The sequence below is a fragment of the Variovorax raffinosi genome, assembly GCF_051216615.1.
Taxonomy (GTDB): Bacteria; Pseudomonadota; Gammaproteobacteria; order Burkholderiales; family Burkholderiaceae_C; genus Variovorax.
Genome location: NZ_JBPJZR010000006.1, coordinates 181409 through 206154 on the forward strand (window position 1 = coordinate 181409; position 24746 = coordinate 206154).

Below are 24746 nucleotides of genomic sequence, written 5' to 3' on the forward strand. Positions count from 1 at the left end.
TTCATGCTTGACCCCTCCGAACTCCGCCAATTCTTTCCCGTCGTCGTCTCGCCCAGCCACGACGGCAAGTTCTTCCAGAACTACGTCCTGTCGATGCTGAACCTCACCATCGAAGCCGAGCGTGCCGGCATGCGGCTGCAGGTGCTGTTCCATCAGGGCGAGAGCCTGGTGACGCGCGCGCGAAACAACTGCGTGGCCCAATTCCTGGCCAATCCACACTGGACGCACCTGTTCTGGATCGACGCGGACATCGGCTTTTCAGCACAGGCGGCCTTCCGGCTGTTGCTGTCGGGCTACGACATTGCCGCCGGCGTCTATCCGCTCAAGCGCGAGAACTGGCCCGCCGAGGGCGTGGCCGGGGGCACGACGCAGCAGCAGTTCGAAGCCACGTTCACGCGCTACACCGTCAACGCCAAGGCCTCGGAAGCCACTTCGCGGGTGGAGCTCGACGTTCAGCCCGACGGCTTCATGAAGATGGACGAAGCACCGACCGGCTTCATGGTGATCAAGCGCGCGGTGTTCGAGCGGCTGATGGTCAGCTATCCCGACCTGAGCTACGTGCCCGACAGCATCGGCGAAGCGAACCTCGGGCTGCACTACCGCTTCTTCGACGTGATGGTCGATCCGGTGACGCGCCGCTATCTGTCGGAAGACTACGGCTTCTGCCGCCTGTGGTCGGGGCTGGGCGAGTCGATCTACATCGATGCCAACTCCAACCTCTCGCACCAGGGCGCCAAGCTGTATCGTGGCGACTTCGCCAACTCATTGCTGACCGCGTTGCCCTACGCGGTCGGCGGCCCCGCTGGTGCCGCGATGGTGCTCACGGGCCGGGAGCACCTGAAGCCGAACGCTCCGCCTCCCTGAGCCCTCCGTGAAGGCTGCGCCCACAAAAAAGCCCCGCAAGAGCGGGGCTTTTTGCTTGGTGCGATCCGAAGAAGATCAGGCCGCGACCGTATCCGCCACGCCCTTGTAGTCGTCGATCTTGTCGAAGTTCAGGTACTGGTAGATCTGCGCGCTGGATGCATCGAGCACGCCCGTGGCGGCCATGTATTCCTCGCGGGTCGGGATGCGGCCGAGGCGCGAGCAGATCGCGGCCAGTTCGGCCGAGCCGAGGTACACGTTCGTGTTCTTGCCCAAGCGGTTCGGGAAGTTGCGGGTGCTGGTCGACATCACCGTGGCGCCTTCGCGCACCTGCGCCTGGTTGCCCATGCACAGCGAGCAGCCCGGCATTTCGGTACGGGCACCGGCATTGCCGAACACGCCGTAGTGGCCTTCTTCGGTCAGTTGTTGCGCATCCATCTTGGTCGGCGGTGCGATCCACAGCTTGACCGGAATGTCGCGCTTGCCTTCGAGCAGCTTCGATGCGGCACGGAAGTGACCGATGTTGGTCATGCACGAGCCGATGAACACTTCGTCGATCACGGCACCGGCCACGTCGCTCAGCGTCTTCACGTCGTCCGGATCGTTCGGGCAGGCCACGATGGGTTCGTGTATCTCGGCCAGGTCGATCTCGATGACGGCGGCGTAGTCGGCGTCGGCATCGCCCTTGAGCAATTGCGGGTCCGCGAGCCAGGCTTCCTGCGCGGCGATGCGGCGTGCCAGCGTGCGGGCATCGGCATAGCCTTCGGCAATCATCCACTTCATCAGCGTGATGTTGCTGTTGATGTACTCCTGGATCGGTTCCTTGTTCAGGTGCACCGTGCAGCCGGCGGCCGAACGCTCGGCCGAAGCGTCGCTCAGCTCGAAGGCTTGTTCGACCTTCAGGTCGGGCAGGCCTTCGATTTCGAGGATGCGGCCCGAGAAGATGTTCTTCTTGCCTTGCTTGGCCACCGTCAGCAGACCCGACTTGATGGCGTACAGCGGAATCGCGTTGACCAGGTCACGCAGCGTGACACCGGGCTGCATCTTGCCCTTGAAGCGCACGAGCACCGATTCGGGCATGTCCAGCGGCATCACGCCGGTGGCGGCCGCGAAGGCCACGAGGCCCGAGCCGGCCGGGAAGCTGATGCCGATGGGGAAGCGGGTGTGGCTGTCGCCGCCGGTGCCGACGGTGTCGGGCGTCAGCAGGCGATTGAGCCACGAGTGGATCACGCCGTCGCCCGGACGCAGCGAAACGCCGCCGCGGTTGGCCATGAACTCGGGGAGTTCGTGGTGCATCTTGACGTCGACCTTCTTCGGGTACGCCGCGGTGTGGCAGAACGACTGCATCACGAGGTCGGCCGAGAAGCCCAGGCAAGCCAGGTCTTTCAGCTCGTCGCGCGTCATCGGGCCGGTGGTGTCCTGCGAGCCGACCGAGGTCATCTTGGGTTCGCAATACGTGCCCGGACGCACGCCGGTGCCTTCGGGCAGGCCACATGCGCGGCCGACCATCTTCTGTGCGAGCGAGTAGCCCTTCTTGGTGTCGACCGGGCTTTGCGGCAGGCGGAACAGCGTCGAGACGGGCAGGCCCAGTGCTTCGCGTGCCTTTGCCGTCAGGCCGCGGCCGATGATCAGCGGAATGCGGCCGCCGGCGCGCACTTCGTCAAACAGCACATCGCTCTTGACGGTGAATTCGGCGATGACCTTGCCGTCCTTCAGCGCCTTGCCGTCGTAGGGACGCAGCTCGACCACGTCGCCCATGTTCATCTGCGTCACGTCCAGCTCGATGGGCAGTGCGCCCGAGTCTTCCATCGTGTTGTAGAAGATCGGTGCGATCTTGCCGCCGAGGCAGACGCCGCCGAAACGCTTGTTCGGCACGAAGGGAATGTCTTCGCCGGTGAACCACAGCACCGAGTTGGTGGCGCTCTTGCGCGACGAACCCGTGCCGACCACGTCGCCGGCGTAGGCCACGAGGTGGCCGCGCGCGCGCAGGTCTTCGATGAACTTCACCGGGCCGCGCTTGCCGTCCTCTTCGGGAACGATGCCGGGGCGTGCGTTCTTGTGCATCGCCAGGGCGTGCATCGGAATGTCGGGACGCGTGGTGGCGTCAGGTGCGGGCGACAGGTCGTCGGTGTTGATTTCGCCAGCCACCTTGAAGATGCTGACGGTGATGCTTTGCGGCACTTCGGGACGGCTGGTGAACCACTCGGCATCGGCCCAGCTTTGCAGCACGCCCTTGGCGTGCACGTTGCCCTTGTCGGCCTTTTCCTTGACGTCATGGAACTGGTCGAACATCAACAGGGTTTTCTTCAGGCCCTCGGCCGCCGTGCTGCCTACTTCGGCGTCGTCGAGCAGGTCGATCATCGGGCTGATGTTGTAGCCGCCGAGCATGGTGCCGAGCAGTTCGGTGGCGCGGGCGCGCGACAGGAACTCGCTCTTTTCGGTGCCATGGGCCACGGCCGCGAGGTAGCTCGCCTTGACCTTGGCCGCGTCATCGACGCCGGCGGGCACACGGTAGGTGAGCAGATCGAGCAGGAAGGCACCGTCCTTGGCATTCGCGCTCTTGAGGAGCTCGATCGCTTCGGCGGTTTGCTTCGCGCTCAAAGGCAGCGGCGGGATACCGAGCGCGGCGCGTTCGGCAACATGGTCAACGTAGGCTTGCAACATCTTCTTTTCTCCGGAAACTGGGCTGGCGGGCGTGCAACGCGGCAAGCAAGAGCCGCGCCGCACCCCTTCGTTCGATACTCTTACTTCTTGGCCGCGTCGGCACCTTCGAAAAGGGCCTTCGGCGGGTTCTTCTTCATTTCTTCGGCGAATGCGACCTGGGCGGCGGTCTGGCATTCGTCAGCGATGCGCAGGCCGGCCTTCTGGTTCATCAGCATCGACTTGTTGCCAAGCTGCAGCCACATGGCGCCGGCACGCGGGTCTTCGAGGCGAATGGCGCCAGTGCGGCTTTCGACCGGGTGCATGCGGTACTTCAGGCCCTTGGTGGTCACGGTGAAGAAGCCGGGCTTCTTCTCGTCGGGCGTGACGGTCACGTCGGCGCCGAGTTCGCACTGGGCCTTGCCGACGGACACGCGCTGGGCCACGGCCAGGTCGGCTTCGTTGAGCGTCACGTCGGTGTCGGTGTTGATCGGCGTGACTTCCTCGACGGCCTTGGCGGCGCGACGGGTGACCTGGTGCTTCTTGGCAGGTGCCTTGGCCGCAGTGGTCTTGGCGGCGGGCTTGGCCGCCGGCTTGGCTGCGTCCTGGGCCATTGCGGCCAGCGGGAGGGCCAGGGCAACAGCGGCAATCAGGGCAATTTTCTTCATGTGTGGGTTTCCTTGAGGCTGGGTTCGGAACTGTTTCAGGAGGCCGCGAATGCAAACCAGGCTTTCGCCTCGGGGGGCAACACGCGCCCTGTTGCGTGGGCGCGCGTCAGAACTTGCCAAAAATGGCGATAGCTCGCGCGGTCGTGCAATGTGCCATCAATTTGTGTCGGAGCCCAATCCGCATCTGCGGCTTTTGCAATGATTTGTGTGGCAATTTGAATCTGCGCCTCGTCGGGCGCGAAGGCCTCGAGGATCGGGCGGATCTGGTTCGGATGGATGCTCCACATGCGCGTGTAGCCGAATTCAGTGGCCGCCTTGCGGGCCGCAACGCGCATGGCGTTGGTGTCGTTGAACTCGGTCACCACGCAGTGCGACGGCACCTTGCCGTAGGCGTGCGCGGCCGACGCAATGGCCAGTTTGGCGCGCACCACCAGCGGATGGCTGAACTGCCCGGCGGCGCCCATGCCATCGGCGGGGATCGCGCCGGCGTGGGCCGAGACGAAATCCATCAGGCCGAAGCTCAGCGACTGCACGCGCGGATGCGCCGCGATCTCGAAGGCGTTGTGCACGGCCAGCGGCGATTCGATCAGCACGTGCAGCGGCAGCGCATCCGCGTCCGCCGCTTCGAGTGCCGCAACAGCCTGCAACACATCGGCCACCGACTCGACCTTGGGCACCATGAGGTGACTGAGGCGATGGCCGGCTCGGCCTGCAATGGTGATTACGTCGCCAGCGAATGCCGGATGGTCCACCGGGTGCACGCGCACACCGACGCGCATGCCGGGTTTGGCAGCCAGCGCCAGCTCGGTCACGAGGGCCGCATGCTCCGCCTCACCGCCGACCGGCGCGCCATCTTCGCAATCGAGGGTGACGTCGAACACGCAGGCGCCGAACTCTTCGGCCATCTCGGCCTGCAGCGCCAGGCTTTTCTTCATGCGGGCTTCGACGCCGCTGTAGTGATCGCACACGGGCAGGGTCACGGCCCCGGCCTGCGCGCCGAGCAGCACTTCACCCGGATGGACTGCTTTGGTCATGCTTTCTTTTGCGCCACGATGAACATGCGCGGAAAAGCGAGCAGCCGCTTGCCGTCGGCGCGGGCCGGATAGGCCTCGTCGACGCGACGCTCGTATTCGGCCAGGTAGCTCGCCTGCAGGTCGGGCGGCAGGCGGTCGACGAAAGGCTTCAGGCCCGTGCCGCGCACCCATTCGACGATGGCCGCGGCATTCGCCATCGGGTGCTGGTAGATCGTGTGCCAGACATCGACATGCGCGGCGCGCGGCGCCAGCAGGTCGTAATAACCGCCCAGGCCGAACAACTGCGTGCGCAACTTGTCGGCATCGCCAATGGGCTCGGCCCAGGGCGCTTCGGCCGCCACCGCGCGCATCAGGCGGTGCGTGGGCTCCTGGCGGTTGTCGGGCATCTGGACGGCGAGCACGCCGCCCGGGGCCAGCGCGTCGAACAGGCGCGGGATCAGCGTGTCGTGATCCGGCACCCATTGCAGGGACGCGTTGGCATAAATGAGGTCGGGCGCTTCTTGCGGCGCCCAGGTCGCGATGTCGCTCAACACGAAGCTCGCTTGCGGCAGGCGCTCGCGCGCGCTGACCAGCATGGCTTCGGAGTTGTCGGTCCCGAGGACTTGCGCCTTCGGGAACCGCTGCACCAACAGCTCGGTGGAATTGCCCGGGCCGCATCCGAGATCGACCACATGGGCCGCCTCGGTCAGCGGCACCCGCGCCAGGAGTTCCTGTGCGGGGCGGGTGCGCTCGTCCTCGTAGCGACGGTAGAGCGCAGGGTTCCAGTCGAGCATGCCGGCGGGTCTTGCTTGGCTTAGATCAGGTGAGCAACGCCGGCTTGTTCGCCTTGCAGCTCTTCCAGGGTCTTGTTGATGCGTTCCTGGCTGAATGCGTCGATTTCGAGGCCTTCGACCAGCTTGTATTCACCGTTTTCGCAGGTGACCGGGAAGCCGAACATGGTGTCCTTCGGAATGCCGTACTGGCCGTCCGACGGGATGCCCATGGTGACCCACTTGCCGTTGGTGCCCAGGGCCCAGTCGCGCATGTGGTCGATGGCGGCGTTGGCGGCCGAGGCAGCCGACGACAGGCCGCGTGCTTCGATGATGGCGGCGCCCCGCTTGCCGACGGTCGGCAGGAAGGTGTTGGCGTTCCATTCCTGGTCGTTGATCATCTTGGCGACGCTTTCGCCGTTGATGGTGGCGAAGCGGTAGTCGGCGTACATCGTGGGCGAGTGGTTGCCCCAGACGGTGAGCTTCTCGATGTCGGCCACGGCCTTGCCGGTCTTGGCGGCGATCTGGCTGGCAGCGCGGTTGTGGTCCAGGCGCAGCATGGCGGTGAAGTTCTTGCGCGGCAGGTCCGGCGCGCTCTTCATGGCGATGTAGGCATTGGTGTTGGCGGGGTTGCCGACCACCAGCACCTTGACGTTGCGGCTGGCGACGGCGTTCAGTGCCTTGCCTTGTGCCGTGAAGATGGCGCCGTTGACGGCCAGCAGTTCGGCACGTTCCATGCCCGGGCCGCGGGGACGCGAGCCAACCAGCAGTGCGTAGTCGGCGTCCTTGAAGGCGGTCATCGGGTCGCCGTGGGCTTCCATGCCGGCCAGCAGCGGGAAGGCGCAGTCGTCCAGTTCCATCATCACGCCCTTGAGCGCCTTCTGGGCCTTCTCGTCGGGGATTTCGAGCAGTTGCAGGATGACCGGCTGGTCTTTGCCGAGCATTTCGCCGGAAGCGATACGGAACAACAGGGCGTAACCGATTTGACCGGCGGCACCGGTGACGGCAACGCGGACGGGCTTTTTGCTCATGGGAAGACTCCAGAAGGTGATGAAACGGTGTCGACGCGCTCGTGGCGCGCCAATGGTCCAGCGGGGGGATCAGCTTCCCGCGGCGCGGGACCGGCCGGCATTTTAAGCCGATTCAATGAGCCTCGTCTTATGTCTTATATAAGATATCCTCGGAGACCCCGCCACGGCGCACCCCACCGCTGCCATGAACACGCCCACAGCCCTCGACGAGCCCGCCACGCCGTCCTTCAGTCCGCTCTACCAGCAGATCAAGACATTGATCCTGCAGAGCCTGCAGGCGGGCGAGTGGAAGCCGGGCGAGCCCATCCCGAGCGAGATGGACCTGGCCGCGCGCTACCGGGTGAGCCAGGGCACGATGCGCAAGGCCATTGACGAGCTTGCCGCCGAAAACCTCGTGGTGCGGCGCCAGGGCAAAGGCACCTTCGTCGCCACGCATGCCGAGCAGCATGTGCAATACCGCTTTCTCAAGCTCGTGCCCGATGCGGGCGATGCGAACACCGACGGCCCGGCCGTGCGCACCATCGTCGACTGCAAGCGCCAGCGCGCCTCGGCCGATGTGGCGCGCGCCCTCGGCCTGCGCACGGGCGACGCCGTGCTGCAGGTCCGGCGCGTGCTCGCATACGGTGGCGTGCCGACCATCCTCGAAGACCTCTGGCTGCCCGGCACGCCCTTCAAGGGCCTCACGGCCGAACGGCTGCGCGCCTGGCCCGGCCCGATGTACGCACTGTTCGAGACCGAATTCGGTGTGCGCATGGTGCGGGCCGAAGAAAAAATCCGCGCCGTGCTGCCCGATGCCGAACAGGCCGAGTTGCTCGACGTGACGCCGCAGATGCCCCTGCTAAGTGTGGAACGCGTTGCGCACACCTACCATGACATGCCCATGGAGTTGCGCCGTGGGCTCTATCGCACCGACACGCACCACTACAGAAATCAGCTGGGCTGACCCCGATGCAGACGAAAGCCGAATTCCATTGCGCGAATGTGCGCACACAGCGCGCGCGATGCGCTACGAAGTCAATAGCATCCGACTGCAGCGGTGCGTTGACGCGGGCGCGTCCGCAGCACGATGGTGCATTGCAATAGAATTTTGCGTTGTTTGCATTTCCGCATAAGAAACAAAAGCGTTCGCTCTCAGAACAAGCCACCAAGCCACGAAAGCCCTCCCCTCATGACAGAGCTTGCAACTCCCCCCCGGCCGCCACGTCGCGAATTTCGCAACATCAATCTCATCACCGATCTCCGGACCTACCGCTTGCCGCCGGCCGGCATCGTGTCGATCTTGCATCGCGTCAGCGGCGTGATCATGTTCCTGCTGCTGCCGTTCATCATCTGGATGTTCGACACGTCGCTGTCATCTGATTACTCGTTCGCCAAATTCAAGGCCGCCTTCAACACCGGCATCGGCTTTGCTCCGGGATGGTTCTTCAAGCTGGTGGCACTGGCACTGATCTGGGCCTACCTGCATCACTTCATCGCCGGCCTGCGCCACCTCTGGATGGACGTGAGCCATGCAGCGGTGACCAAGGAATTCGGCCACACCTCGGCCGTGGCCACGTTGGCCCTGAGCATCCTGCTCACCGCGGTGCTCGGCGCCAAGCTGTTCGGCGTGTACTAAAAGGAGCCCCCCATGTCTGTGAATTACGGCTCCAAGCGCATCGTCGTCGGCGCACATTACGGTCTGCGCGACTGGCTCAGCCAGCGCATCACGGGCGGCCTGATGGCGCTCTTCACGATCATCCTGCTCGCACAGCTGATCTTCTCGCGTGGCCCCATCGGCTACGACCTCTGGGCCGGCATCTTCGCCGCGCAGTGGATGAAGGTGCTGACCTTCTCCGTGATCGTCGCCCTGCTCTATCACGTGTGGGTCGGCATGCGCGACGTGTGGATGGACTATGTCCAGCCCGTCGGCATTCGCCTCGCCCTGCAAATTTTCACCATCGTCTGGCTTGTCGGTTGTGCGGGTTGGGCCATTCAAGTGCTTTGGAAGATCTGACCCCACCATGACCTACACAAAAGAACAAATCACCAAGCGCAAGTTCGACGTCGTGATCGTCGGTGCCGGCGGCTCCGGCATGCGCGCCTCGCTGCAACTCGCACGTGCCGGCCTCAACGTGGCCGTGCTCTCCAAGGTGTTCCCGACCCGCTCGCACACCGTCGCTGCACAAGGCGGCGTGGGCGCTTCGCTCGGCAACATGAGCGAAGACAACTGGCACTACCACTTCTACGACACGATCAAGGGCTCCGACTGGCTCGGCGACCAGGACGCGATCGAGTTCATGTGCCGCGAAGCACCGAAGGTCGTGTACGAGCTCGAACACTTCGGCATGCCGTTCGACCGCAACCCCGACGGCACGATCTACCAGCGCCCGTTCGGCGGCCACACGGCCAACTATGGCGAAAAGCCCGTGCAGCGCGCCTGCGCCGCGGCCGACCGCACCGGCCACGCGATGCTGCACACGCTCTACCAGAAGAACGTCGAAGCCCGCACCCAGTTCTTCGTCGAATGGATGGCGCTCGACCTCATCCGTGACGACGACGGCGACGTGGTCGGCGTGACCGCACTCGAAATGGAAACCGGCGACCTGCACATCCTGCAGGCCAAGACCGTGCTGCTGGCCACCGGCGGCGCAGGCCGCATCTTCGGTGCGTCCACCAATGCCTTCATCAACACCGGCGACGGCCTGGGCATGGCCGCGCGCTCGGGCATCCCGCTGCAGGACATGGAGTTCTGGCAGTTCCACCCGACCGGCGTGGCCGGCGCGGGCGTGCTGCTGACCGAAGGCTGCCGCGGCGAAGGCGCCATCCTGCTCAACAGCAACGGCGAACGCTTCATGGAGCGCTATGCGCCCACGCTGAAGGACCTGGCACCGCGCGACTTCGTCTCGCGTTCGATGGACCAGGAAATCAAGGAAGGCCGTGGCTGTGGTCCCAACAAGGACTACATCCACATGAAGCTGGACCACCTCGGGGCCGACACCATCCACAAGCGGTTGCCCTCGGTCTACGAGATCGGCATCAACTTCGCCAACGTCGACGTCACCAAGGAACCAATCCCGGTGGTGCCGACCATCCACTACCAGATGGGCGGCATCCCGACCAACATCAACGGCCAGGTCGTCATCCAGAAGGGTGAAGACAACAGCGCCGTGGTGAACGGTCTCTACGCCGTGGGCGAATGCTCCTGCGTGAGCGTGCACGGCGCCAATCGCCTGGGCACCAACTCGCTGCTCGACCTGCTGGTGTTCGGCCGCGCCGCCGGCAACCACATCGTCCAGTTCAACGACAAGCTCAAGGAACACAAGGCGCTGCCGACCAACGCCGCCGATCGCACGCTGCAACGCCTGAACGAACTCGAAGACAGCACCGGTGGCGAATACGCGCAGGACGTGGCCGGCGAGATCCGCGCCGTCATGCAGCAGCACGCCGCCGTGTTCCGCAAGCAGGCCTCGATGGACGAAGGCGTGGTCAAGATCGCCGCCGTGCGCGAACGCGTCAAGTCCATCGGCCTGAAGGACAAGTCCAAGGTGTTCAACACCGCCCGCATCGAAGCGCTGGAAGTCGACAACCTGATCGAAGTGGCGCAGGCCACCATGGTCTCGGCCGCCGCCCGCAAGGAATGCCGCGGCGCCCACACGGTGGAAGACTACGAGCGTCCCTCGGACGATCCGGTCGCACCGCTGGGCCGCGACGACGCCAACTGGATGAAGCACACGCTCTGGTACAGCCAGGACAACCGCCTCTCGTACAAGCCGGTCAAGCTGCAGCCGCTCACCGTGGCCTCGGTTCCGCCGAAGGTCCGCACGTTCTAAGCCACGGCTCAGTCAGCCAAGTAAAAGCATTCACAAGGTCACTACGATGAAGCGCACATTCCAGATCTACCGCTACGACCCGGACAAGGACGCCAAGCCTTACATGCAGACGGTCGAGGTCGAACTCGACGGCCACGAACGCATGCTGCTCGACGCCCTGATGAAACTCAAGGCACAAGACCCGACGCTGTCGTTCCGCCGCTCGTGCCGCGAAGGCGTCTGCGGCTCCGACGCGATGAACATCAACGGCAAGAACGGTCTGGCCTGCCTGACCAACATGAACACGCTCAAGGGCACCGTGGTGCTCAAGCCGCTGCCGGGCCTGCCGGTCATTCGCGACCTGATCGTGGACATGACGCAGTTTTTCAAGCAGTACAACTCGATCAAGCCGTACCTGCAGAACGACAGCGTGCCGCCCGAGAAGGAACGCCTGCAGTCGCCCGAAGAGCGCGAAGAGCTCGACGGCCTGTACGAGTGCATCCTGTGCGCGAGCTGCTCCACGAGCTGCCCGAGCTTCTGGTGGAACCCCGACAAGTTCGTCGGCCCGGCCGGCCTGCTGCAGGCCTACCGCTTCATCGCCGACAGCCGCGACGAAGCCACCGCCGAGCGCCTGGACAACCTGGAAGACCCGTACCGCCTGTTCCGCTGCCACACGATCATGAACTGCGTCGATGTGTGCCCGAAGAGCCTGAACCCCACCAAGGCCATCGGCAAGATCAAGGAACTGATGGTGCGTCGCGCCATCTGACCTTTTTTCAAGAAATCACCATGCAAACCGCCGATGAACTCCTGCAGCCGCTCAGCGAACGTGCGCTGAGCAAGCTGAAATGGCGTTGCCGGCGCGGCCTGCTCGAGAACGACCTGTTCATCGCCCGCTTCTTCGAGCGGCACGAATCCCGCATGACCGTCGGTCAAGCGGGAGCGATGGAGACACTGATGGACCTGTCGGACAACGACCTCCTCGACCTTTTGCTACGCAGGAAGGAGCCCGAGCCCGAATGGGCCGGGGCCGAGGTGGTCGCATTGCTGCTGCTGATGCGCACCGACGGCGCCCAGCGCCCCGCAATCTCTCCTTCGTCCTGAATCCTCCTCTGAAAGAAAATCGAAATGAAAGCATCCGATACCAAGGCCACGCTGTCGTTCAGCAACGGCGGCGACAGCGTCGAACTGCCGATCTACAAGGGAACCGTCGGTCCCGACGTGATCGACATCCGCAAGCTGTATGCGCAGACCGGCATGTTCACCTACGACCCGGGCTTCATGTCGACCGCCGCCTGCCAGTCGGCCATCACGTACATCGATGGCGACAAGGGCGAGCTGCTGTATCGCGGCTACCCCATCGAACAGCTCGCGACCAACTGCGACTTCATGGAAACCTGCCACCTGCTGCTGTACGGTGAACTGCCGGACACGGCCAAGAAAGCCAACTTCACCAAGCTCGTGACCAACCACACGATGGTGAACGAGCAGATGCAGTTCTTCCTGCGCGGCTTCCGCCGCGACGCGCATCCGATGGCCATCATGACCGGCCTCGTGGGCGCCCTGTCGGCCTTCTATCACGACAGCACGGACATCAACAATCCCGAGCACCGCGAGATCGCCGCGATCCGCCTGATCGCGAAGATGCCCACGCTCGTGGCCATGGCCTACAAGTACACGATCGGCCAGCCGTACATGTACCCGAAGAACGACCTGAGCTATGCAGGCAACTTCCTGCACATGATGTTCGCCACGCCGTGCGAAGAGTACAAGGTGAACCCGGTGCTCGAGCGCGCGCTCGACCGCATCTTCATCCTGCACGCAGACCACGAGCAGAACGCATCGACCTCGACGGTGCGCCTGTGCGGCTCGTCGGGCACGAACCCCTTCGCGGCCATCGCGGCCGGCGTGGCTTGCCTCTGGGGCCCTGCCCACGGCGGCGCCAACGAAGCAGCACTGAACATGCTGTACGACATCCAGAAGGAAGGCGGCGTCGAGAAGATCGGCGAGTTCATCAAGAAGGTCAAGGACAAGAACTCGAACGTCAAGCTGATGGGCTTCGGCCACCGCGTGTACAAGAACTACGACCCGCGCGCCAAGCTGATGCAGGAAACCTGCAACGAAGTGCTGACCGAGCTGGGCCTGGAAAACGACCCGCTGTTCAAGCTGGCCAAGGAACTGGAAAAGATCGCCCTGGAAGACGAGTACTTCGTGTCGCGCAAGCTGTACCCGAACGTCGACTTCTACTCGGGCATCGTGCAGCGCGCCATCGGCATCCCGGTGCCGCTGTTCACCGCGATCTTCGCGCTGGCCCGCACGGTCGGCTGGATCGCCCAGCTGAACGAAATGATCGGCGACCCCGAGTACAAGATCGGCCGCCCGCGCCAACTGTTCGAAGGCTCGCCCAAGCGCGACGTCAAGCCGATCACGGCTCGCTGAGCTTCCGTCGAATTTCGATGATCAAAAAAGCTGCCTTCGGGCAGCTTTTTTTTGGCCTGTAAATTGCGATCTCTTTGGGCTCACAAAGGAGAAGGTGAATGTCAGTTTTTCAACGCGTGACCTGGTTTGGCGCAAGGGCGGCATTCATTGCCTTCGCGGCGACGCTGCTGTTCGGCTGCGCCACCGACGCACCCAGTGCGAAGCCGCCGCCGCAAATTGCAGTGAAAGTTCTCATCATCAGTATGTTCAAGCCCGAAGCACAGGTGTGGTTCGAGCCGCTGAAGCTGACCCGGGAGATCAAGGTGCCGGGCCTGTCCTCCGACGATCCGCTGGTCCGGTGCAACGCCGATTCGGTGTGCCAGGTCACCACCGGCATGGGCCACACCAATGCGGCGGCGTCCATCACGGCACTGGTGTTCAGCGGAAAGTTCGACCTCTCGAAGACCTACTTCCTAGTGGCCGGCATCGCGGGTGTCGACCCGAACGTCTCGACCATCGGTTCCGCCACATGGGCCCGGTTCCTGGTCGACTTCGGCATCGCGCACGAAATCGATGCGCGTGAAATGCCATCGACCTGGCGCACCGGCTACTTCGGCATCGGCGCCAAGGATCCGGACTCGAAGCCCAAGTTCGAATACCGGACGGAGGTCTTCCGCCTCAACGAAAAGCTGCTGCAGAAGGCACTGAAGCTGTCCGCCAATGCCGCACTGGCCGACAACGACAAGGCGCGCGCCTACCGCGCCCGGTATTCGCAGCCAACCGCCAAGGCCCGCCCATCGGTGCTGCAATGCGACACCGCGGCCGGCGACACCTACTGGCACGGCAGATTCCTGGGCGAGACAGCCGCGCGCTGGGTTTCGCTCGTGACCGACGGGCAGGGCAAGTACTGCACCACCCAGCAGGAGGACAACGCCACCTACGAGGCCTTGAAACGGGGTGCCAGCGCGGGGCTGCTCGACCTGCAGCGCGTGGCGGTCCTGCGCACGGCTTCCAATTTCGACCGTCCCTACCAAGGGCAAACCGCTTACGCCTCGTTGAACGCCGAGTCGGGCGGATTCCCGATCTCCACCGGCAATCTCCTGATCGCCGGCCGTCCTCTGGTCGACGCGATCGTGGGCAACTGGCCGGCCTGGAGCGCTGGGGTTCCCGCGGACTGACCCAGCGACACCTGCTCGTCGCGGGACGGCAGCAAGGCCATCGCATATCGCGATGGCCTTGCGACAAAAACAAGAAGAAAATAGCCAGCTCATCGCCAGACGCGATGCCCACAGCCCCATGAGCACGTCAGAACGCAACTTCGCCCGCCGCATCGACCTCACGTCGTTGCAGTTGTTCGTGGCCGTGTGCGAACTGGGCAGCATCGGCCGCGCGGCGGAGCGCGAATTCATTGCGGCGTCGGCCATCAGCAAGCGGCTGTCCGACCTCGAAGCCACGCTCGGCACCACCCTGCTCTATCGCCATGCACGCGGTGTCGATCTCACGCCGGCCGGCGAAAGCCTGCTGCACCACGCGCGCTCGGTGCTCTACAGCCTGGAGAAGATGCAGGGCGAGCTCAGCGAATATGCCGACGGCGTGCGCGGCCACGTGCGGGTGCACGCGAACATCTCGGCCATCGTGCAGTTCCTGCCCGAGGACCTGGGCGTGTTCACACGCGCCCACGAGGCCATCAAGATCGACCTCGAAGAGCACCTGAGCAGCGAAGTGATCCGCGCGGTGCAGGAAGGCGCGGCAGACCTCGGCGTGTGCCACGTGGCGGGCGGTGCGGGCGAACTGCAGAGCCTGTCGTACCGGCACGACCGCCTGGCGCTGATCGTCCCGACAGGCCATGCATTGGCACCGCAAGGCGCCATCGACTTCATCGATTCACTCGACTTCGACCACGTCGGCCTGCACACCAACAGCTCGATCTACGTCGCGATGCACGAGGCGGCGCTGAACGCAGGCCGCAGCGTCAAGCTGCGCATCCACGTCACGGGCCTGGACGCCATGTGCCGGATGATCGAAAACGGCCTGGGCATCGGCGTGATGCCGCATCGCGCCTTCGAGCTTATGCAGAACGGCATCGGCCGCGGCCTCGTGAGCGTGGCGCTCAACGACGCCTGGGCGGCCCGCGAAATCCGGCTGGTGGCACGCGACTTCTCCACGCTGCCGGTGGCTGCCCGCTCGCTGGTCAACCACCTGCATGCCGCCGCCGACTCGGCGCACGCCTCAGAACCACTCGCGGCCTAGGGCCTGTTCACACTATGCAAGGGGTCGCGAAGCTCGCCACAGCCCGCCCATCAAGGCGCGTGACGCCGTGCGTGCGTCCGCACGCACAAGGAGCGCAACGCCGAGGGGCGGGCTGTGGCGAGCTTCCCTTCGGGTTGCTTCGCAAAGGGGCCGTCTGCGGCGTTGCCCGTGCTTGCAAGGCTCCAGCCTTGCTGCGCCCGGGCGCCTTGCAGCCAGCCCCTTTGCGAAGCAACGCGACCCCTTGCATAGTGTGAACAGGCCCTAGACCGCGGACAGACAATCCATTTCCCCACGAAAGACAAGAGACCGACATGGCACGCACGCTCTACGACAAGATCTGGGACGAACACGTCGTCCACACCGAGGAAGACGGCACCGCGATCCTCTACATCGACCGCCACCTGGTGCACGAAGTGACCAGCCCGCAGGCCTTCGAGGGCCTGCGCGAAGCCGGCCGCAAGCTGTGGCGCATCAGCTCGGTCGTGGCCACGGCCGACCACAACACGCCGACCACCGGCTGGGAACGCGGCTACGCGGGCATTGCCGATCCGACCAGCAAGGAACAGGTCACCACGCTGGACAACAACATCGCGGAATTCGGCGCCGCCGCGTTCTTCCCGTTCCTGAGCAAGCGCCAGGGCATCGTGCACGTGATCGGGCCCGAGTCGGGCGCCACGCTGCCGGGCATGACGGTGGTGTGCGGCGACTCGCACACCTCCACGCACGGCGCCTTCGGTGCGCTCGCGCACGGCATTGGCACCAGCGAGGTCGAGCACGTGATGGCCACGCAGACGCTGCTGGGCAAGAAGGCCAAGAACATGCTGGTGAAGGTCGAAGGCAAGCTGCCCTTGGGCTGCACCGCCAAGGACATCGTGCTGGCGATCATCGGCAAGATCGGCACCGCCGGCGGCACGGGCTACACCATCGAATTCGCGGGCTCGGCCATTCGCGACCTGAGCATGGAAGGCCGCATGACGGTCTGCAACATGGCCATCGAAGCCGGCGCGCGCGCCGGGCTGGTGGCGGTGGACGAGAAGACCATCGGCTACGTGAAGGGCCGCCCGCTCGCGCCCACGGGCGTCGAATGGGAACAGGCCGTGACCTACTGGCGCACGCTGCAGTCCGACGCTGGCGCGAAGTTCGACGCCGTGGTCGAACTCGATGCCGCGACGATTCCGCCGCAAGTGACCTGGGGCACCTCGCCCGAAATGGTGGTCGACATCAACGGCCGCGTGCCCGATCCCGACAAGGAAAAGGATGCAAGCAAGCGCAGCGCCATCGAACGCGCGCTGGTCTACATGGGCCTGGAGCCGAACAAGGCGATGAACGACATCTTCATCGACAAGGTGTTCATCGGCTCGTGCACCAACAGCCGCATCGAGGACATGCGCGAAGCCGCTGCCGTGGTGAAAAAGCTGGGGCAGAAGGTCGCGAAGAACGTCAAGCTCGCGATGGTCGTGCCCGGCTCGGGCGTGGTGAAGGAACAGGCCGAGCGCGAAGGGCTCGACGTGATCTTCAAGGCCGCCGGCTTCGAATGGCGCGAGCCCGGCTGCTCGATGTGCCTGGCGATGAACGCCGACCGCCTTGAGCCCGGCGAGCGCTGCGCATCGACGTCCAACCGCAACTTCGAAGGCCGCCAGGGCGCCGGTGGCCGCACCCACCTCGTGAGCCCGGCCATGGCCGCCGCTGCCGCCGTGCACGGCCACTTCGTCGACGTGCGCACTTTTGCCTGATCTGGCCTGACCTGGAGACATCACATGCAGAAATTCACCGTGCACAAGGGCCTCGTGGCCCCCATGGACCGCGAGAACGTCGACACCGACGCGATCATTCCCAAGCAGTTCCTCAAGTCGATCAAGAAGACCGGCTTCGGCGTGAACCTGTTCGACGAATGGCGCTACCTCGACGCCGGCTTTCCGGGCCAGGACCCGGCCAGCCGCAAGCCCAACCCCGACTTCGTGCTGAACCAGCCGCGCTATGCAGGCGCCTCGGTGCTGCTGGCGCGCAAGAACTTCGGCTGCGGCTCGTCGCGCGAGCACGCGCCGTGGGCGCTCGACCAGTACGGCTTTCGCGCGATCATCGCGCCGAGCTACGCCGACATCTTCTTCAACAACAGCTTCAAGAACGGCCTGCTGCCGATCGTGCTGCCCGAAGCCCAGGTGGCGCAGTTGTTCGACGAGGCCTTTGCCTTCCCCGGCTACACGCTGACCATCGATCTGGAGCGCCAGGTGGTCGTGAAGCCTGACGGCGGCGAATTCGCGTTCGACGTGCAGGCTTTCCGCAAGTACTGCCTGATCAACGGGCTGGACGACATCGGCCTCACGCTGCGCCACAAGGACAAGATCAAGGCCTTCGAGACCGAGCGCCTGGCGCAGAAGCCGTGGCTCGCGCATACGATGCTGGCCAACGCCTGAGCGCGTCCCTGATTTTTCTCTTCAACACACGACAAAAATGAAAATCGCAGTTCTCCCGGGTGACGGCATCGGCACCGAAATCGTGGCGGAAGCCGTCAAGGTGCTCAACGTGCTCGACCTGAAGTTCGAGATGGAGTCGGCACTGGTCGGCGGTGCGGCCTACGAGGCCCATGGTCATCCGCTGCCCGAAGCCACGCTCAAGCTGGCAAAGGAATCGGATGCGGTGCTGTTCGGCGCGGTCGGCGACTGGAAGTACGACAAGCTCGACCGGCCGCTGCGCCCCGAGCAGGCGATCCTGGGGCTGCGCAAGAACCTGGGCCTGTTCGCGAACTTCCGTCCGGCCATCTGCTACGAGGAACTGGTGGACGCGTCGAGCCTGAAGCCCGAGCTGATCGCGGGCCTCGACATCCTGATCATTCGCGAGCTGACCGGCGACATCTACTTCGGCCAGCCGCGCGGGCGTCGCATCGCGACGGACGGGCACTTTCCGGGCGCCGAAGAGGCTTTCGACACGATGCGCTACTCGCGCCCCGAGATCGAGCGCATCGCGCGCGTGGCCTTCGAGGCCGCCCGCAAGCGCAGCAAGCGCGTGACCAGCGTGGACAAGAACAACGTGCTGGAAACCTCGCAGCTGTGGAAAGACGTGATGCTCGACATCGCGAAGGAATATCCGGACGTCGAACTCGACCACATGCTGGTCGACAACGCGGCCATGCAGCTCGTGAAGGCACCCAAGAAGTTCGACGTGGTGGTCACCGGCAACATGTTCGGCGACATCCTCTCGGACGAGGCCGCGATGCTCACCGGCTCCATCGGCATGCTGCCCTCGGCGTCGCTCAATTCGAGCAACCAGGGCCTGTACGAGCCCAGCCATGGCAGCGCCCCAGACATTGCCGGCAAAGGGGTTGCCAATCCTTTGGCTACAATCCTGTCCGCTGCCATGATGCTCCGCTTTTCACTCAACCAAGCCGAAGCTGCCGACCGTATCGAGTCGGCGGTCAAGGACGTGCTCGCCTCCGGGCTGCGCACGGGTGACATCTGGTCAGAAGGCAACGAACGCGTCGGCACCCGCGAAATGGGCGACGCGGTCGTTGCAGCAATCACCAAAAAGACGATTACCGGCTAACCGCAGCCCGCTTCGTCACGCCCCTCCCCGGCTCGACGAGTCGGGGGCAAAAAAAGACAACTTCTTTCTTTTTTCACAAGGGCAAACTGAAATGGCGAACGCATCCCAACAACCTCTGGTCGGCCTCGTAGGCTGGCGTGGCATGGTCGGCTCGGTCCTGATGGACCGCATGCAGGCCGAAGGCGACTTCGGTCTCATCGAGCCGGTCTTCTTCTCGACTTCCAACGCCGGCGGCAAGGCCCCGGCGATGGCCAAGAACGAAACCGCGCTGAAGGATGCGAACGACATCGACGCCCTGAAGAAGTGCGACATCGTCATCACCTGCCAGGGCGGCGACTACACCAGCGAGGTGTTCCCCAAGCTGCGCGCCGCCGGCTGGAATGGCCACTGGATCGATGCCGCCTCCACCCTGCGCATGCAGGACGACGCGATCATCGTGCTCGACCCCGTCAACCTGCCGGTGATCCAGAACGCGCTGACCAACGGCGGCAAGAACTGGATCGGCGGCAACTGCACCGTGAGCTGCATGCTCATGGGCGTGGGCGCCCTCTACAAGGCCGGCCTGGTCGAGTGGATGACCAGCATGACCTACCAGGCCGCATCGGGTGGCGGCGCGCAGCACATGCGCGAGCTGCTGACCCAGTTCGGCACGATCAACGCCGAAGTGCGTGCGCTGCTGGACGACCCGAAGTCGGCCATTCTTGAGATCGACCGCAAGGTGCTGCACAAGCAGCAGAACCTGAGCGCCGCCGAAACGGCCAACTTCGGCGCGCCGCTGGGCGGCTCGCTGATCCCCTGGATCGACAAGGACCTGGGCGACGGCATGTCCAAGGAAGAATGGAAGGCCGGCGCCGAAACCAACAAGATCCTCGGCCAGGGCGCGGGCTTCGGCACCGCCGCCGTGCCGGTCGATGGTTTCTGCGTGCGCATCGGCGCCATGCGCTGCCACAGCCAGGCCCTGACCTTCAAGCTCAAGAAGGACGTGCCGGTTGCCGACATCGAAGCACTGATCGCCGCTGACAACCCCTGGGCCAGCGTGGTGCCGAACACCCGCGAAGCCACGGTGAAGGACCTGACGCCCGTGGCCGTGACCGGCACGATGAACATCCCGGTCGGCCGCATCCGCAAGCTGGCGATGGGCCCCGAGTACGTCGGCGCCTTCACCATCGGCGACCAACTGCTGTGGGGTGCCGCGGAACCGCTGCGCCGCATGCTGCGCATCTTGCTCGAAGCCTGATGCGGGTTGCTCAGGCCCATTTGAAACACAATTTGTTGCCACAAGGCAACACAAGATGTGATCGTAAGTATGCGCGCACTGGGTAGAACGGGCGCATTGCCTTGTCAGTGCCCGGTGATGATGCTAACGTCCTCTTACAAATTCTGGGCCTGAGCCGCCCCTATCAGCATGACAAGACATCTGTTGCCCGCGGCCAGCCCCTCGGCCGTTCGCCCGCCTCTGCCATCGAACGGTTGGCGCCTTTCCATCCTGGGCGCGGCCGCCGCCGTGGCTCTGGGCCTCGCCAGTGCCGACGCCAGCGCCTTCGCGCTGGGCCAGTTGAAAGTGCAATCGGCGCTGGGCGAACCGCTGCGTGCGGAGATCGACGTGACCGAAATTGCCGCTGCCGAAGCGGACGGTCTGAAGATCAACATCGCCACGGCCGAAGCCTTCAAGAACGCGGGCATTCCGTACAACACGGCATTGAGCGACGTCAAGGCGACGCTGCAACGCCGTGCGGGCGGCCAGTACGTGGTGCGCCTGAGCGGCAACCGCCCGCTCAACGATCCGTTCATCGACCTGCTGCTCGAAGCCAACGGGTCGTCGGGCCGCATCGTGCGCGACTACACCGTGCTGCTCGATCCGCCGGCCACACGCCAGGCGGCTGCGAGCACGCCGGCAACGCCCATCATTGCCCCGCAGATCAGCACGCCCGTCGAGCGCCCCGCTCCCGTGGCCCGTGCGCGTCGCGAGCGGGCACCTGTTGCAGCCGCTCCTTCGGCACCGGTTGCCGCTGCGCCGGCACCAGCAGCAGCGCCCGCACCCGTCACTGCAGCCGCACCAGCTCGCGCCAGTGGCGGTAGCGGCGAACAAGTCACCGTGCAGCGTGGCGACACCGCCAGCAAGATTGCCGGCGCCCACAAGCCGGCCGACGTGTCTCTCGACCAGATGCTCGTGGCGCTGTTGCTTGCCAATCCGGATGCGTTCGTTGGCGGCAACGTCAACCGCATGCGGGCCGGCGCGGTCCTTGATTTGCCAAGCGCAGCCGAAGCAACCGCCGCCACCCCGGCGGAAGCACGTCGCACGATCACGGCGCAAAGCCGCGACTTCGGCACTTACCGCCAGCGCCTGGCTGAAAACGCGCCGACCTCGAACGTGGCCGCCGCGAGCCGCAAGGCCTCGGGCAAGCTGCAAGCCAACGTGGAAGACCGCAACGCCGCGGCCAGCGCACCGGACAAGCTCACGATCTCCCAAGGCAGCGCGTCGACCCGCGCAGCCGACGAAAAGGTCGCGCAGGCACGCCAGGCTCAGGACAGCAACAACCGCGTGGCGGAGCTGTCGAAGAATCTCAACGAGCTGAACAAGCTCAAGGCCGGTACGGGCACCGGCTCGTCGGCGCCAGCCGCGGCTGCTCCTGCTGCACCGGCCACGCCGGGCATTCCGGTTCCGACGCCAGCGACCAGCGCAACAACGACACCAGCCGCCGCGAGCCCTGCGCCCGCTCCGGCACCGGCACCAGCGCCCGCTGTTGCAGCCGCAGCACCAGTTGCCGCGCCAAGCCCGGCCGCGCCAACCCCTGAGGCAACGACGCCAGCTCCCACGGCAGTTGCACCTGCCGCAGCTGCTTCCGCAGCAGCAGCCGGCACGGCATCGACACCGTCCGCTACTACCGATGCCACGGCATCGCCCGCAACCGCCGCGGTTGCAGCAACCCCAACGCCCGCTCCCAAGCCGGTGGTCAAGGCGGCACCTCCTCCGCCGCCCCCGCCGGAACGCGGCTTCTTCGAAGAACTGCTCGACAACCCGCTGATGCTCGCCGGTGCTGCGCTGATCGCGCTGCTGGTTGGCTTCCTGCTCTATCGCGTGCTGGGTCGCCGGCGCGAGGAAATGAGCGAAAGCGTGTTCCTCGAAAGCCGCATTCCCAAGGATTCGTTCTTCGGCGCCAGCGGTGGCGAATCGGTCGACACCAAGGGCCGTGGCGATTCCACCGTCTCTTCGCTGTCGTACTCGCCGAGCCAGCTCGACGCCGGCGATGTCGACCCCGTGGCCGAAGCGGACGTCTACCTGGCCTACGGCCGCGACCTGCAAGCCGAGGAAATCCTGCGCGAAGCACTGCGCCTGAACCCCGACCGCACCGCCATCCACCTCAAGCTGCTCGAAATCCACGCCAAGCGCCGCGATGTGCGGGCCTACGAGAGCCTTGCCACCGAAGTGCACAAGCTGACCGGCGGCCTGGGTTCCGAGTGGACCCGCGTGGTCGACATGGGCAAGGACCTCGATCCGGGCAACCCGCTGTACGAATCGGGAGCACCGCGCAGCGCGAGCGCTGCCGAGACGGCCGCTTTCGCCGGCGCCCTGGCCGCAGCCGCCAAGCCGGTGGCGCCGCCACCTCCCGCAGCGCCGCCAGCCGCCGCAGCACCGCCCGCCTTCGTCCCCTCGGTGGCACCGCTGGACTTCGACCTCGACCTGAGCCAACCGCCTGCACCAGCTCCGAACCACGCACCGGTCGGCGCCAGCCTGCCGAAGTCGGCCTATGCACCCGCTCCGACAACCGCGCGCCCCGCCGCACCGCTGTCCAACGGCCATGCCGCAACGCCTGTCGATCTTGAAAACGATTTCGACACCGCCCCTGGCGCGCTGACGCCCGACACCCGCCCTTCGACCCTGAACCTGAGCGACGCGGAGCACAACACCCGCCCCGCCATGCTGCGCAATGCGCTGCCGGCCGACTCGGGCTTCATCGAGTTCGACATGAGCGCGCTGGCAGGCCTGCCGGCCCGCTCCGCCGAAACTGCAGCCAAGCCAGCAGCGGCCACGCATGCGGACGATGGCGACGACAGCCCGCACGCCGTCAAGCTGTCGCTCGCACGCGAGCTGCAAGCCATCGGCGACGTCGAAGGTGCCCGCTCGCTGGTCGAGGAAGTCGAAGCCGAAAGCGCCGGCGACCTCAAGTCGCAAGCCCGGCAACTGCTCGCCGAGCTGCGCTGAGCGCGGGCTGGTTGTTCCGTCCCCTGAATTCGTGAGACTGGCGCTCGGCATCCGGTACAACGGCCAGGCATACGAGGGCTGGCAAAGCCAGCGCTCGGGCCGCACGGTGCAGGACAAGCTGGAAGCCGCCCTCGCGAAATTCGCCGCTGACCCATCTGGGCGCATCGGCACGCTGTGCGCCGGCCGCACCGACGCCGGCGTGCACGCGCTGATGCAGGTGGTGCATTTCGACACCACCATCGAGCGCGAACCCTTCTCCTGGATGCGCGGCACCAACCGCTTCCTGCCCGACGACATCGCGGTGCAGTGGGCGCAGCCGGTACCCGACGAATTCCATTGCCGCGCCAGCGCCCTGGCACGCCGCTACCTCTACGTGCTTTCCCAGTCGCCGGTGCGGCCCAGCCTCGACACCGGGCGCATGGGCTGGTCGATGCATCCGCTCGATGGCGATGCGATGCGCAAAGCCGCTGCCGTGCTCATCGGCACGCATGACTTCAGTTCGTTCCGCGCCTCGGCCTGCCAGGCCAAGTCGCCCGTGAAGAACCTGCGCCGCATCGAGATCACGCGCGTCGGCGAAGGCGAGCGCTGCCGCTGGCATTTCGAGTTCGAGGCCGATGCCTTCCTGCATCACATGATCCGCAACCTCATGGGCTGCCTCGTGCGCATCGGCCGCGGCGACGAGCGCCCCGAGTGGATTTCCGAGGTGCTGGAAGCCCGCAGCCGCAAGGTGGCGGCTCCGACCTTCTCGGCGGACGGCCTGTACTTCCTCGGTCCGTTGTACGACGCCAAGTGGGGTCTGCCGGCCGAGGCCACGCTGCAGGCCGGCGGGGCTCCTTATGATGGCCCGCCATGACAGCAGCAGCCCCTCCCCGCACCCGCATCAAGATCTGTGGCCTGACGCGTGAGGCCGATGTGGACGCCGCGGTCGAGGCCGGTGCCGACGCCATCGGCTTTGTGCTTTATGCGAAAAGCCCCCGCGCGGTGACGGCTGAACGCGCCGCCGAACTGGCTTCGCGCCTGCCGCCTTTCATCACGCCCGTGCTGCTGTTCGTGAACGAAGATGCTTCCAAAGTCATAGCATCACTCGCACGCGTGAAGGGCGCCATCACCCAGTTCCACGGGGAAGAAACACCCCGGCAATGCGAGGAAGCCACCGGCCCGGGCCGCTTTCGCTACATGCGCGCCGCCCGTATTCCGCTGGGGGCTGCCGGTGCCGGCTTCGACCTCGTAAAATACGCGTCCGATTACTCCCACGCCCAGGCCATCCTGCTCGACGCCCATGTCGAAGGTTATGGCGGTGGCGGCAAGGCTTTCGATTGGTCACTTCTTCCACCCGCCGTCGACGCTCACCTCGTCTTGAGTGGTGGGCTCACACCTGCAAACGTGAGCGATGGCATTCGCATCCTGCGGACGCGCTGCAAGACGCTGTCCGTTGATGTGAGCTCGGGCGTCGAAATCGACGGCCCGGGAAACAAGGGCCTGAAGGACGCCGGAAAGATCCGGCAATTCGTCGCCGCCGTAAGAGCCGCAGACGCCTCATCCTTCTCCAGTTAGCCGCCGCAC

General features: G+C 65.2%; 22 protein-coding genes. 17 read left to right on the forward strand and 5 right to left on the reverse strand.

Going from position 1 to position 24746, the window contains the following annotated elements:
- Positions 1-3 precede the first annotated feature (3 nt).
- A complete protein-coding gene (locus ACSFB7_RS19485; protein ID WP_435473010.1) occupies positions 4-864 on the forward strand; it encodes a hypothetical protein in 861 nt (286 codons plus the stop codon).
- Positions 865-939: 75 nt separating this feature from the next.
- Here ACSFB7_RS19485 and ACSFB7_RS19490 read toward each other — a convergent pair whose 3' ends face one another.
- The 5 genes from ACSFB7_RS19490 to ACSFB7_RS19510 all read right to left on the reverse strand — a co-directional run bounded on the left by ACSFB7_RS19490 (position 940) and on the right by ACSFB7_RS19510 (position 6983).
- Positions 940-3525, reverse strand: a complete 2586-nt coding sequence (locus tag ACSFB7_RS19490) for a bifunctional aconitate hydratase 2/2-methylisocitrate dehydratase (protein ID WP_435473012.1) — start codon at positions 3523-3525, stop codon at positions 940-942.
- Between the two features lie 80 nt (positions 3526-3605).
- A complete protein-coding gene (locus tag ACSFB7_RS19495; RefSeq protein WP_187108372.1) occupies positions 3606-4169 on the reverse strand; it encodes a hypothetical protein in 564 nt (187 codons plus the stop codon).
- Positions 4170-4204: 35 nt separating this feature from the next.
- Complete coding sequence (locus tag ACSFB7_RS19500) at positions 4205-5203, reverse strand: HpcH/HpaI aldolase/citrate lyase family protein (protein WP_435473014.1); 999 nt, start codon at positions 5201-5203, stop codon at positions 4205-4207.
- Entirely contained in the window at positions 5200-5976 is a 777-nt protein-coding gene (tam, locus tag ACSFB7_RS19505; RefSeq protein WP_435473016.1) for a trans-aconitate 2-methyltransferase, read from the reverse strand. Before tam ends, ACSFB7_RS19500 begins: the two co-directional genes overlap by 4 nt.
- A 20-nt stretch (positions 5977-5996) precedes the next feature.
- The gene (locus tag ACSFB7_RS19510; RefSeq protein WP_296780172.1) at positions 5997-6983 is read right to left on the reverse strand and encodes a malate dehydrogenase; all 987 of its coding nucleotides are present in this window, start codon (positions 6981-6983) and stop codon (positions 5997-5999) included.
- Between the two features lie 184 nt (positions 6984-7167).
- Here ACSFB7_RS19510 and ACSFB7_RS19515 point away from each other — a divergent pair, with 184 nt between their 5' ends.
- The 16 genes from ACSFB7_RS19515 (at position 7168) to ACSFB7_RS19590 (ending at position 24737) form a co-directional block, all read left to right on the forward strand.
- Positions 7168-7926: a GntR family transcriptional regulator gene (locus tag ACSFB7_RS19515; protein ID WP_435473018.1), complete on the forward strand. Its 759-nt coding sequence runs from the start codon at positions 7168-7170 to the stop codon at positions 7924-7926.
- Between the two features lie 225 nt (positions 7927-8151).
- Positions 8152-8598: a succinate dehydrogenase, cytochrome b556 subunit gene (gene sdhC / locus ACSFB7_RS19520; RefSeq protein ID WP_435473020.1), complete on the forward strand. Its 447-nt coding sequence runs from the start codon at positions 8152-8154 to the stop codon at positions 8596-8598.
- Positions 8599-8610: 12 nt separating this feature from the next.
- Entirely contained in the window at positions 8611-8976 is a 366-nt protein-coding gene (gene sdhD, locus ACSFB7_RS19525) for a succinate dehydrogenase, hydrophobic membrane anchor protein (protein WP_093434813.1), read from the forward strand.
- A gap of 7 nt (positions 8977-8983) precedes the next feature.
- Positions 8984-10792 carry a succinate dehydrogenase flavoprotein subunit gene (gene sdhA, locus ACSFB7_RS19530; RefSeq protein WP_435473023.1) on the forward strand — a complete coding sequence of 603 codons (1809 nt, stop codon included), beginning with the start codon at positions 8984-8986 and terminating at the stop codon, positions 10790-10792.
- A gap of 46 nt (positions 10793-10838) precedes the next feature.
- Positions 10839-11540 (forward strand): succinate dehydrogenase iron-sulfur subunit, encoded by a 702-nt coding sequence (locus tag ACSFB7_RS19535; protein ID WP_435473025.1) that lies wholly within the window; start codon positions 10839-10841, stop codon positions 11538-11540.
- Positions 11541-11560: 20 nt separating this feature from the next.
- Positions 11561-11875 carry an FAD assembly factor SdhE gene (locus tag ACSFB7_RS19540; protein WP_435473027.1) on the forward strand — a complete coding sequence of 105 codons (315 nt, stop codon included), beginning with the start codon at positions 11561-11563 and terminating at the stop codon, positions 11873-11875.
- A 24-nt stretch (positions 11876-11899) separates the two neighbouring features.
- Positions 11900-13210, forward strand: coding sequence for a citrate synthase (gltA, locus tag ACSFB7_RS19545; protein ID WP_187108364.1), 1311 nt, complete (start codon positions 11900-11902; stop codon positions 13208-13210).
- 98 nt (positions 13211-13308) lie between these two features.
- Positions 13309-14367 carry a purine-nucleoside phosphorylase gene (locus ACSFB7_RS19550; protein WP_435473029.1) on the forward strand — a complete coding sequence of 353 codons (1059 nt, stop codon included), beginning with the start codon at positions 13309-13311 and terminating at the stop codon, positions 14365-14367.
- A 118-nt stretch (positions 14368-14485) separates the two neighbouring features.
- Positions 14486-15439 carry a LysR substrate-binding domain-containing protein gene (locus ACSFB7_RS19555; RefSeq protein ID WP_435473031.1) on the forward strand — a complete coding sequence of 318 codons (954 nt, stop codon included), beginning with the start codon at positions 14486-14488 and terminating at the stop codon, positions 15437-15439.
- Between the two features lie 311 nt (positions 15440-15750).
- Positions 15751-17172: a 3-isopropylmalate dehydratase large subunit gene (gene leuC, locus ACSFB7_RS19560; protein ID WP_435473033.1), complete on the forward strand. Its 1422-nt coding sequence runs from the start codon at positions 15751-15753 to the stop codon at positions 17170-17172.
- A gap of 24 nt (positions 17173-17196) precedes the next feature.
- Positions 17197-17853: a 3-isopropylmalate dehydratase small subunit gene (gene leuD, locus ACSFB7_RS19565; protein ID WP_435473035.1), complete on the forward strand. Its 657-nt coding sequence runs from the start codon at positions 17197-17199 to the stop codon at positions 17851-17853.
- Between the two features lie 37 nt (positions 17854-17890).
- Entirely contained in the window at positions 17891-18979 is a 1089-nt protein-coding gene (gene leuB, locus ACSFB7_RS19570; RefSeq protein ID WP_435473037.1) for a 3-isopropylmalate dehydrogenase, read from the forward strand.
- 91 nt (positions 18980-19070) lie between these two features.
- Positions 19071-20216: an aspartate-semialdehyde dehydrogenase gene (asd, locus tag ACSFB7_RS19575; RefSeq protein WP_435473039.1), complete on the forward strand. Its 1146-nt coding sequence runs from the start codon at positions 19071-19073 to the stop codon at positions 20214-20216.
- A gap of 168 nt (positions 20217-20384) precedes the next feature.
- Positions 20385-23183, forward strand: coding sequence for a FimV/HubP family polar landmark protein (locus tag ACSFB7_RS19580; protein ID WP_435473041.1), 2799 nt, complete (start codon positions 20385-20387; stop codon positions 23181-23183).
- 31 nt (positions 23184-23214) lie between these two features.
- Positions 23215-24036: a tRNA pseudouridine(38-40) synthase TruA gene (gene truA, locus ACSFB7_RS19585; protein WP_435473043.1), complete on the forward strand. Its 822-nt coding sequence runs from the start codon at positions 23215-23217 to the stop codon at positions 24034-24036.
- On the forward strand, positions 24033-24737 hold the full coding sequence (locus tag ACSFB7_RS19590; protein WP_435473045.1) for a phosphoribosylanthranilate isomerase: 705 nt from the start codon (positions 24033-24035) through the stop codon (positions 24735-24737). The genes truA and ACSFB7_RS19590 overlap by 4 nt, the downstream gene beginning before the upstream one ends.
- Positions 24738-24746 lie beyond the last annotated feature (9 nt).

Bases quoted from the DNA above. Each gene is read 5' to 3' on its own strand.
- ACSFB7_RS19485 (WP_435473010.1), top strand. From the start codon at position 4: ATGCTTGACCCCTCCGAACTCCGCCAATTCTTTCCCGTCGTCGTCTCG.
- ACSFB7_RS19490 (WP_435473012.1), bottom strand. From the start codon at position 3,525: ATGTTGCAAGCCTACGTTGACCATGTTGCCGAACGCGCCGCGCTCGGT.
- ACSFB7_RS19495 (WP_187108372.1), bottom strand. From the start codon at position 4,169: ATGAAGAAAATTGCCCTGATTGCCGCTGTTGCCCTGGCCCTCCCGCTG.
- ACSFB7_RS19500 (WP_435473014.1), bottom strand. From the start codon at position 5,203: ATGACCAAAGCAGTCCATCCGGGTGAAGTGCTGCTCGGCGCGCAGGCC.
- tam (WP_435473016.1), bottom strand. From the start codon at position 5,976: ATGCTCGACTGGAACCCTGCGCTCTACCGTCGCTACGAGGACGAGCGC.
- ACSFB7_RS19510 (WP_296780172.1), bottom strand. From the start codon at position 6,983: ATGAGCAAAAAGCCCGTCCGCGTTGCCGTCACCGGTGCCGCCGGTCAA.
- ACSFB7_RS19515 (WP_435473018.1), top strand. From the start codon at position 7,168: ATGAACACGCCCACAGCCCTCGACGAGCCCGCCACGCCGTCCTTCAGT.
- sdhC (WP_435473020.1), top strand. From the start codon at position 8,152: ATGACAGAGCTTGCAACTCCCCCCCGGCCGCCACGTCGCGAATTTCGC.
- sdhD (WP_093434813.1), top strand. From the start codon at position 8,611: ATGTCTGTGAATTACGGCTCCAAGCGCATCGTCGTCGGCGCACATTAC.
- sdhA (WP_435473023.1), top strand. From the start codon at position 8,984: ATGACCTACACAAAAGAACAAATCACCAAGCGCAAGTTCGACGTCGTG.
- ACSFB7_RS19535 (WP_435473025.1), top strand. From the start codon at position 10,839: ATGAAGCGCACATTCCAGATCTACCGCTACGACCCGGACAAGGACGCC.
- ACSFB7_RS19540 (WP_435473027.1), top strand. From the start codon at position 11,561: ATGCAAACCGCCGATGAACTCCTGCAGCCGCTCAGCGAACGTGCGCTG.
- gltA (WP_187108364.1), top strand. From the start codon at position 11,900: ATGAAAGCATCCGATACCAAGGCCACGCTGTCGTTCAGCAACGGCGGC.
- ACSFB7_RS19550 (WP_435473029.1), top strand. From the start codon at position 13,309: ATGTCAGTTTTTCAACGCGTGACCTGGTTTGGCGCAAGGGCGGCATTC.
- ACSFB7_RS19555 (WP_435473031.1), top strand. From the start codon at position 14,486: ATGAGCACGTCAGAACGCAACTTCGCCCGCCGCATCGACCTCACGTCG.
- leuC (WP_435473033.1), top strand. From the start codon at position 15,751: ATGGCACGCACGCTCTACGACAAGATCTGGGACGAACACGTCGTCCAC.
- leuD (WP_435473035.1), top strand. From the start codon at position 17,197: ATGCAGAAATTCACCGTGCACAAGGGCCTCGTGGCCCCCATGGACCGC.
- leuB (WP_435473037.1), top strand. From the start codon at position 17,891: ATGAAAATCGCAGTTCTCCCGGGTGACGGCATCGGCACCGAAATCGTG.
- asd (WP_435473039.1), top strand. From the start codon at position 19,071: ATGGCGAACGCATCCCAACAACCTCTGGTCGGCCTCGTAGGCTGGCGT.
- ACSFB7_RS19580 (WP_435473041.1), top strand. From the start codon at position 20,385: ATGACAAGACATCTGTTGCCCGCGGCCAGCCCCTCGGCCGTTCGCCCG.
- ACSFB7_RS19590 (WP_435473045.1), top strand. From the start codon at position 24,033: ATGACAGCAGCAGCCCCTCCCCGCACCCGCATCAAGATCTGTGGCCTG.